At 68.3% G+C, this 8,623-nt stretch carries 6 protein-coding genes; 3 read left to right on the top strand and 3 right to left on the bottom strand.

What is annotated here, in order from left to right; genetic code table 11:
* The 3 genes from P2P98_RS02430 to P2P98_RS02420 form a co-directional block, all read right to left on the bottom strand.
* Positions 1 to 4,388 (bottom strand): cadherin-like beta sandwich domain-containing protein (locus P2P98_RS02430; RefSeq protein WP_275796868.1); only part of this gene is annotated, 4,388 nt, incomplete at its 3' end.
* 111 nt (positions 4,389 to 4,499) lie between these two features.
* A complete protein-coding gene (locus P2P98_RS02425) occupies positions 4,500 to 5,576 on the bottom strand; it encodes a DUF916 domain-containing protein (protein ID WP_275796866.1) in 1,077 nt (358 codons plus the stop codon).
* 86 nt (positions 5,577 to 5,662) lie between these two features.
* Positions 5,663 to 6,328 carry a hypothetical protein gene (locus P2P98_RS02420; RefSeq protein WP_275796864.1) on the bottom strand — a complete coding sequence of 222 codons (666 nt, stop codon included), beginning with the start codon at positions 6,326 to 6,328 and terminating at the stop codon, positions 5,663 to 5,665.
* Between the two features lie 296 nt (positions 6,329 to 6,624).
* Between P2P98_RS02420 and P2P98_RS02415 the strand changes: the two genes are divergently transcribed.
* Genes P2P98_RS02415 through P2P98_RS02405 form a run of 3 tightly spaced genes read left to right on the top strand, consistent with a single transcriptional unit; the run spans position 6,625 to position 8,559 of the window.
* The gene (locus P2P98_RS02415) at positions 6,625 to 7,281 is read left to right on the top strand and encodes a TRIC cation channel family protein (RefSeq protein WP_275796862.1); all 657 of its coding nucleotides are present in this window, start codon (positions 6,625 to 6,627) and stop codon (positions 7,279 to 7,281) included.
* Complete coding sequence (locus tag P2P98_RS02410; protein WP_275796860.1) at positions 7,278 to 7,928, top strand: TRIC cation channel family protein; 651 nt, start codon at positions 7,278 to 7,280, stop codon at positions 7,926 to 7,928. Before P2P98_RS02415 ends, P2P98_RS02410 begins: the two co-directional genes overlap by 4 nt.
* Positions 7,929 to 7,959: 31 nt before the next feature.
* Entirely contained in the window at positions 7,960 to 8,559 is a 600-nt protein-coding gene (locus P2P98_RS02405; protein ID WP_275796859.1) for a gamma carbonic anhydrase family protein, read from the top strand.
* The last annotated feature ends 64 nt before the right edge of the window (positions 8,560 to 8,623 follow it).

The following is an 8,623-nucleotide window of genomic DNA, read 5'->3' as shown; positions in this document are numbered from 1 at the left end:
CCGTCGATGGTGGCGGTGACGGTGGCGGTGGCTGTGCCGGCGGTGATGGTTTTGCTTCGCGTGGTGTAGGCGAAGCTGGTGCTCTTGCCGGCGGCGAGGGCGGTGGTGGTGCGTGTTCCCCAGGGGGTGGCGACGGTGGTGTCGACGGTGCGGGAACTGGTGTTGGTGACGGTGACGGTGAGGACGACCTTTCCGCTGACGCATCGCGAGGAGGCGGTTGCTTGGGCGCTGAGGGTGGGGGTGGGTGCCTGGGGGACCACGTCCACGGTGTATTGGGTGGTGGTGGTGTGGTCTTGGGCGAGGGTGTTCAGGGTGAGACGGGTGGTCGTGCCCTGGGTGAGGGGGAGGGTGCGTGGTTTGGTGTCGTCGATGAGGATGTCTCCGACTTTGACCAGGCCGCTGGGGGTGGTGGGGTCGGCGTCGAAGGTGACGCTGGTGGTGCCGGCGGGGACGGTGAGCGTGTAGGCCTTGGTCGTGCCGGTGAAGGTCGGGCTGAGGGTGCCGGTGGTGAAGGTCAGTTTGGAGAGGTTCGCGTCGGTGGCGTAGGTGGTAGTGCGGGCCGTGGTGAGGCCGTAGATTCCGCCGACGTAGCTGCCGGAGCCGTCGGCGGTGAAGCGGACGGTGACGACGGGAATTTTGTTCCCCTTGGCGTCGAGGACGTATTTGCCGGCGGCGTCTTTTTTGTAGCTGTCGGTGGTGGCGATGTTCTGCAGGATCGACGCGGGGATCTCGTCCCACTGGGTGTAGAAGGAGTTGCCCTGGGCGTTGGTGATCTTCTCGGTTTTCAGCTTGGTGCCGTTGAGGAGCACGTCGAAGCTGCGGCCGTTGTCGCCGCCGTTGTAGCGCACGCCGAGGTAGTTCTTGGGTGCGGTGGGGTCGACGTTCATCTCCAGCTGGAAGTACGATCCGACGGAGCGTTCGGCGTCGCGGTAGGCCTGTCCGGCCCAGCTGCCGGAGTTGGAGCGGACGGTTTTGAGGTTGCGGGCGGCTTCTTCGCTGCTGTTGCCGAGTGCGGAGAACGCGTCGATGTTCACCTCCGTGTCGCGCAGCGCCTTCTTGTCGTCCAGGATGCGCTGCTGCGCCGCCGCCGAATCCACCGGCTCCGACCCGTCCGAGAACGACAGGGCGCTGAATCGAGCGGTCGAGGTGCCCAGTTCGCCCGAGTTGCCCGCGCGACCGGCGCTGGACTGTACGACACCCGCATCGAGGTTCTCATCGGCACCGACGAGCGGGGCCTGGCCGAGGGTGGTGTAGTTCGTGCCGTCGGTCGAGTACGAGGCGGTGACGATGTTCTTGTTCCGCGTCAGCTTGACCCACAGCGGGCGAGCGGTCGTCTGAACCGCAGCGGCCTGCGAGTCGATGGCGCCATCGCCGTCCTTGTCGTAGCGCAGCGCGATCCAGTTGGGCTCGATGGCGAGGTGCGCGTATCCGGTGGACTTGTCCGCCGACGCGGCATCGGCCATCTTGCTCAGGTCGTTGCGCACCGACAGGCCCGCGCGATACCAGCCCGTGTTGGCGCCCTCGAACTTCGCGGTGATCGACCCGGTGGGCGTCAAGACGTCGCTCTTGTAGACGGAGGTGTACTCGTCACCCCCGCCGCCGATGTCGCGGCCCTTGTTCTGCAGCGCGATCACGTCGCCCGTCTGCACGGCTTGGTTCTCGGCGTACAGCGAGGGCGCGGCCGTGGTCAGTCCGGCGGCCACTCGACCGCCGAGGGCGACCGCGAGCGACTTCGACACCGTCTCGCGGCTGGTGCCGGTGAACTCCTGGCGGGTCATCGTCGCGTTGGCAGACACCGTTCCACTGGTGACGGCGTCGGCGCCGGTGATCTTCCAGGTGGCCGTGGCGGTGACGCCCGGCTCGAGGCTGGTCGGGGCGGTTGTGAGGGGGGTCAGCGAGACCTTGTCGGATCCGCTCACCTGTACGGCGATGTCGCTGAGGGGGGTCGAGCCGAAGTTGGCGACGGTGGCGGTGAGGATCTGCGATCCGGAGGTGTCACGGGCGATCGAGAGGTCGAGACCGCGCGATTGGCCGATCCAGTCACCGGGCTTGCGGTACTGCGGCGAGATGCCCGCCTCGGCGATCACCTTCTGAGCCGCCAGGGGGTACTCGTTGATGCCCAACTGCGACCTCGTGGTGATGCGGTTGTTGTAGTACTCGCCGTTGGCGTCGCATTCACCGGAGTTCGCGCACCACGGACCTGCGTTGATACCGCCGCCGAGCCACCAGGTGCCGTCGATCGTGTTGTCGCGCGTCGAGTTTCCGACGTTATCGGCCGGGGTGCCCTGGTTCTCATTGAACCCGTTCGCGAACGCCTGGTAATACGTGCCGTCGAGGGCGTTGTTCTTGGCCGTCAGGTAGCGGGTGCCTTCGTCGAAGTAGAGCTTGGTGCCGTCCCCGCCGAGAAGGTAGTTGCTGTCCCAGCTGCTGCCGGGTGCCGCGCCGAGGTGGTAGAGGACGCCGCCGTCGTTACCCTCCTTCTTGAAGTCCCACATGACGTTCTTGGCCACGTGCATGTTCTTCGCGATGGTGGGGTTGTTCTCCGCGAAGCGGGGCCAGAAGATGTACGAGCCGCGACCCTGGTAGACGGCGTTGCCGCCGGCATCCGGAACACCCCAACCCCAGCCGGTGTCGACGACGTCGTAGGGGCCGTTGGTGAGTTCGTTGTTCGAGATCTCGGCACCGTCGATGTAGGTCGCCAGCACCGCCGAGGATTCGAAGTAGTCCTGGCCCATCTTGGTGATGCGGTTGTTGGTGATCGAGAGGGAACGGTTCGCCTGCGCGTCGGTTGCCGGACGGGCGGCGGCGAGCGTGGTGCCGCCCGCGACGACGGCCGAGCCGGCGATGTCGTTGAACGTGTTGCCCACGACCGAGACGTTCTGGGCTCCGAGGCCGACCCCGGAGGAGTTCGCCTCTTCGTTCATGCCGATCCCGAGGCCCTTCGAGCCGAGGTGGGTGAACTCGTTCAGGGTGAACGACACGGACTTCGCCGCCGACACCTGGATGCTTGCGGGCGTCTGCTGGAACATGTTGCGGTTCGACTCGAACACGAAGCAGTCGATCGCGTAGGTGCCCTGCGCGCACTCCTTCTTCTGCGCGTCGGGGTGCGCGGCGTTCCACGCCGCGAGCTGCGTCGAGTTCAGCGGCATGGTCGGGTAGTCCCGCAGCCGGATGAGACGGGTCAGGTCGTTCGTGGCGACCGGGCTGTTGTCATCCAGGTATCGATACGCGTTGAACGCGTCGCGCTTGATGAGGCGCACAAGTGGTGCCTGATCCTTGGTGGGGTCGAAGGTGCGCTGATCCGAGGTGGGCAGGTCCTTCGTGGTGGGGTCGGTCAGTGCGTAGAGGTATCCGCGCAGGACCGCGCCGTTCTGCTGGCTCGCGTAGCCGTCGTCGCTGTTCGCTGCCGTGTCGCTGGAGTACTGGAACGACAGTCCGGAGAAGGTCAGGTTGGACACCGGTGCCGACGCCGAGTCGCCACTGATGCTCATCAGCGATGTCACCTGCGGGGCGACGATCGAGAGGCTGTTGGGGTTCACTCCGGATGCCGGCTTGTACGACAGCTTCTTGGCTTCGGTGTCGTAGTACCACTCGTTGTCCTCGTCGACGAACGCGAGGGCATTGCGCAGCGAGAAGGCGGGGGAGTGCAGGGGCTTGTTGACGGTGTCCCAGCCCCAGGTCTGGTTGTCCCACGACGGCTGGCGCATGGTGACGACGTTGTTCGAGATCGACTGGAAGGGGGCGAACCGGTCGGTGAACGAGGCCCGGCTGCGCAGTTCGATGCGCTTCTGCGCAGCGGGCGACAGGGCGGTCAGCTTGGCCCAGGCCGCGCCGACGTCACCGGCGGAGACGTAGGCCGGGTCGACGGTGAGGCCCGTGCGAGAGAAGCTGAACTTGTTGTAGTCCACCCACATGCGCGACCGCAGCGCCTGCGCGCCGTTGACGTAGAGCTGGCGGAAGTCGATGGCCGAGTCGAGCGGGGCTTCCCAGATGCCGTTTCCGTCGGTGTCGGTCCATCCGGTGACCGCCTTCCCGCCGGAGAGGACCGGTTTGGCGCCGTCCGCCGCCTTCCACGTCACGGTGTTGCCGTTCTGGCCCCCGTCGGCGGTGCGAAAGGTGAGCGCCTGAGACAGCGGATACACGCCATCGGCCAGAACGACCGTGACGTTCGACGAGGAGTTCGCCCCGCGCACGGCTTCCTGCGCTCGGGTGAGCGTCTTGAACGCGGATCCGGAGCTCGTTCCGTTCGCCGAGTCGCTGCCGGACGGCGAGACGTAGAACGTCGTCGTGGTGGCGGCCGTTGCCGGGGCGGCAGCGACGAGCCCGACTGTGGTGAGCGCTGAGACGACGGACAGAGCGGTGATGACACGTAGTGCGCGTTTCGGCACGGTGACTCCTCTTTGAGTGCGTGGGGCGTCCGTGGGGACGCGAGAACATCGGGGTGGGATGGGGTGGGAAACGGGGACGTCGTCGTTCGGCTCAGCCGCCGCGCCGGCTCCTCAGCGGTTGCGCGCGCGCAGCTTCGAGCTGTCCCAGGCGACCGGGTCGGCTTTCTTTCGTTCCTCCTCTCGTGCGGCGGCGACGGCGCGGCGCAACCGCTGCTTCGCGCGCAGGCGGTCCCAGGCGATCGCGCCCGCGATCAACAGGACGGCGAGCAGGATGAGCAGGTGCGGCCAGGGCACCGCCGCGGCGACGAACGACTCGTGTGCCGGAGACACCTGCAGCCCGTCGCCCTCGGGTGCCGAGACCCGGGGGGAGACGCTCACCTCGCCCGGGACGACGAACACGGGCCAGACCTGGCCGATGGTCAGCGTGACGCGCCGCTCGGCCCCCGGCAGCAGCTCCAGCGGAGCCTCACCGGGCGCGGGCGCGAAGTCGGCGGACTGCCCGAGAGAGGTGGTGGCGGTCGCATCGACGATCAGTCGGATGTTCCCGGTGTTGCGCACGACGAAGCTGGCGTCGAGAGACCCGGGCTCCAGCGGGTTCCAGGCGGTGCGATACCCGGTGTCCACCTCGCTGACGGTGTACGCGGGGGTGAGCTGGCCCGTCACCCGGGTCAGGACCCGGAAACCGACGCGGCTTTCCACCCCGATGCTGTTGCCGCTGTCGTCCGTTCCCGTCGACGACACGGATGCCGCGATGCCGGCCGCGTGATCGCCGGGTGTCGCTGTGCTCGGGACCGTCAGCGTGAACGGGACGTCCACCGTCGCCCCGGCACCCACGGTCACCGTGCGCGCGACGTCGATCCAGGTGCCGGAATCGACGGACGTCGCCCCCGTCGGCAGCATGTTGAATCGCCCGCGCTCGTTGGTGTAGCCGTCCGCCGCCGTGATCGCGAAGGTGACGGGTGTCTGCGAGAAGTTGCTCACCTGGAAGGTGTCCGAGCCGGTCTCGCCCGGATCGAGGGTGAGATCGACCCGGGCGCGCGGGGAACCGTCCGACGCGGGGACCGGGCGCACCGCCCAGGTCGTGTCGTCGGACGTGGTCGAGGCCGCTGCCGGAGGGGCCCACGCCACGACGAAGACGAACGTGAGCAGGACCCAGAGAAGGGAGTGCGGAGACCGTCGTATCGGCATCTCGAATCCTTAGGGGACGTGCCAGGGCAGCGCTCACCGGCCGGGCGCGCGCAGCGTGCCGCGCCGACCGGTGAGCGTCGCCGGGATCACTCGAAGAGCGAGATGGTCAGGGTCGAGGTGTACGAGCCGGCGGCGACCGTCTGGGGGGTCTTGAGCTTGAGCGTCGCGGTGGCCGTCCACGCGGTGCCCTTGGCTCGAGCCTCCGCCGACGACGTCGCGATCGCGAACAGTTCCTTGTCCTTCAGGCCGACGTTGTTGTTGTTGGCGGGGTTGTTGGTCGGGTCGTCGAGAGCGGGAACGGTCCCGTCCCCGGGAGCGACGGTGCCATCACTGTCCGTGGTGACGTCGGGCATCCATCCGAGGTTCTCGGGACCGATGACGTCGGTGCTTCCGGCCTTGGTGAACGCGCTTGCCTGGCCCTCGACATACCAGGCGGTCGGGATGACGTTGCCGTCCGAGTCCGTCGTGTCCGCGGGGATCTGCGAGGGGTCGCGCGTGTCGTTGACCGTCACGGTGGGCAGGGTTCCCCAGAACTCTCGGGTCTCGGCATTACCGTCGTCGACCTCGGTCAGTGAGGTGCTGTCACCGTCGACGGTGAGGGTCAATGCCCCGGTGCTGACGGGAGCGATGTCGACGTTCACAGCCACTCCGTGGTCCTCTTCGACCGCGAATGCGGCGGATGCGACGCCGCTCAGGAGCAGACAACCGACTCCCGCAGCAGCGACGCGGATTCCGACGGCAGACTTCTTCATTTCTTCCTCTCGATGGGGAACGGCCACGGGGCCACGGGCGGGCGCTGACCGGGCTTCGTGCGGCGCGCACCGAACAGGCCATGGTGTCGGGAACGTATCGGCGGGAATTCGACTTTGAATCACCCTGATCGGTGTCGGAGACGCACCGAAAACGTTCATCAGACGTATGACCTATTACGAGAAAGCTAGCGCACACCAGCGCGTCGTGTCGAGTGCGAAAAATCGGCAGCCGAAACCTTCGTTGCGGGGCCGGAGCTACCGCTCCGTCGACCGCGCGACGCTGCCAGGATGAGCACATGACCAATGCCGCGATCGCCGGCCGAGGCTCGACTCGACCGTCCGTCGGGACTCGTGCCTTCGACGCCCTCGACGTCGCAGCGACGGCGCTGTTCGGACTCGAGGGCGCTGCGGCTGCGGCCCACGCCGGCTTCGACCTGCTCGGTGTGGTGGTGGTCGGGCTCATCGTGGCGCTCGCGGGCGGTGTTCTCCGAGACGTCCTTCTCGGTGACCTCCCGCCCGCCGCCCTGCGAACCCCCAGTCGTATCGTCGCGGGACTGGCCGGTGCGCTCGTCGCGTTCGTCTTCATCGAGATCGTCGATGCGTTCCCGGTTCTGCCCCTGCAGATCCTGGATGCCATCGGCCTCGCGCTCTTCGCCGTCACCGGCGCGCAGAAGGCGTGGGCCTCCGGCGCGAACCTCTGGGTCGTGACGATCCTCGGAACCCTCGCGGCGACCGGCGGTGGTGTCATCCGCGACGTCCTGCTGGCACGGACCCCCTACGTCTTGTCCGAGAGCATCTACGGCACGGCCGCTGCCGCGGGCGCGGTGGTGACCGGCATCCTGCTCGCGGTGACGGGACGCCCGCGTCTGGCCCTCGGGGCCGGCTTCGCCGTGGCGCTCGCGCTCCGGCTCGGTGCGGTCGTCTGGGGCTGGTCCCTGCCGAGGATCGCGTGACGCTCACGGTCCGCGTGTCCGGCACCGCGGTGCGCCCTCTCCCGGGGCGCCCCTCGCTCGGCGCGCAGGCGTTCGCGGCCTTGGACATCGTCGCCACCGGGGTCCGCGGCGTCGAGGGCGCAGCGCTCGCCGCCCACGCCGGCTTCGACCTGCTCGGCGTTCTCGTGGTCGGGTTCGTCGCTGCCGTCGTCGGCGGGATGCTGCGCGACGTGCTCCTGGGCGATCTCCCCCCGGCCGCTCTGCGTTCCTCGAGTCGCATCATCGTTGCCCTGGCGGCGTCCGCGGCCACGTTCGCGCTACTGAAACTCGTCGACGAGGTCCCTCCGACGGTGCTGCTCACGCTCGACGGCGTCGGGCTCGCCCTGTTCGCGGTGATCGGTGCACAGAAGGCCTCGGCGCACGGCGCGAGCCTGTGGGTGGTCGTGGTGGTCGGGGTGGTCGCCGCGACGGGCGGGGGAGTCGTCCGCGACGTGCTCCTCGGGCAGACGCCCGTGCTGCTCACCCAGAGCGTTTACGGCGGGGCTGCTGCGCTCGGGGCTCTGGCCACCGGCATCCTGCTCGTCACCACCCGACGTGCGCACCTGTCGATCGTGGTCGGATTCGTCCTCGCGTTCGGTCTCCGCGAGGCGGTGCTGCTGATCGGCTGACGTCGGCCGGTCGCGGGTCTACGCTGACCGCATGCGCTTCGCTCACCTCGGGGCCGAGCCCCGCATCCATCCCGACGCGGTCGTTGCTCCGACGGCCGTCGTCAGCGGCGACGTCACGATCGGTCCCGGATGCCAGGTCCTCCACGGTGCCGTTCTCACCTCCGAGGGCAGTCTCATCGTGTTGGGCGAGAACGTCATCGTGATGGAGAACGCCCTCGTACGTGCGAGTTCGACGCACTCCGTGCACGTGGGTGCGCACACCCTGGTCGGGCCGATGGCGAGTGTCGCCGGTGCTGATGTGGGCGAAGAGGTGTTCCTCGCCACGGGGACGCGCGTGTTCAACGGAGCCGAGATCGGCGACCGCAGCGAGGTCCGCATCAACGCGGTGGTCCACCTGCGCACCGTCCTCCCCGCCGAGACCGTCGTGCCGATCGGATGGGTCGCCGTCGGCGACCCTCTGCAGCTGCTCTCGCCGGACCGTCACGACGAGATCTGGGCCGCGCAGAAGGAACTCGACTTCCCCGGGTACGTCTTCGGCCTCGACCGCGAGACCCCCGACCTGATGGTGCAGCTGACCGCGCGGTACGGCCGCAGCCTCGCGCGCCACGCCGCCGACCGCGCCCTCGACTGAGTCCACGCCCGGCTCGGGTGTGCCGTCCCGCGGAGTTCGTGGGCGACACGCCGGTTCGGGGGTG

The organism is Microbacterium sp. Kw_RZR3, from assembly GCF_029222405.1.
Classification (GTDB): Bacteria; Actinomycetota; Actinomycetes; order Actinomycetales; family Microbacteriaceae; genus Microbacterium.
This window is presented reverse-complemented; position numbering and strand designations above follow the sequence as displayed.

Excerpts from the sequence above, each read along its gene's own strand:
- P2P98_RS02415 (WP_275796862.1), top strand. The coding sequence starts at position 6,625 with ATGACCAATGCCGCGATCGCCGGCCGAGGCTCGACTCGACCGTCCGTC.
- P2P98_RS02420 (WP_275796864.1), bottom strand. The coding sequence starts at position 6,328 with ATGAAGAAGTCTGCCGTCGGAATCCGCGTCGCTGCTGCGGGAGTCGGT.
- P2P98_RS02425 (WP_275796866.1), bottom strand. The coding sequence starts at position 5,576 with ATGCCGATACGACGGTCTCCGCACTCCCTTCTCTGGGTCCTGCTCACG.
- P2P98_RS02405 (WP_275796859.1), top strand. The coding sequence starts at position 7,960 with ATGCGCTTCGCTCACCTCGGGGCCGAGCCCCGCATCCATCCCGACGCG.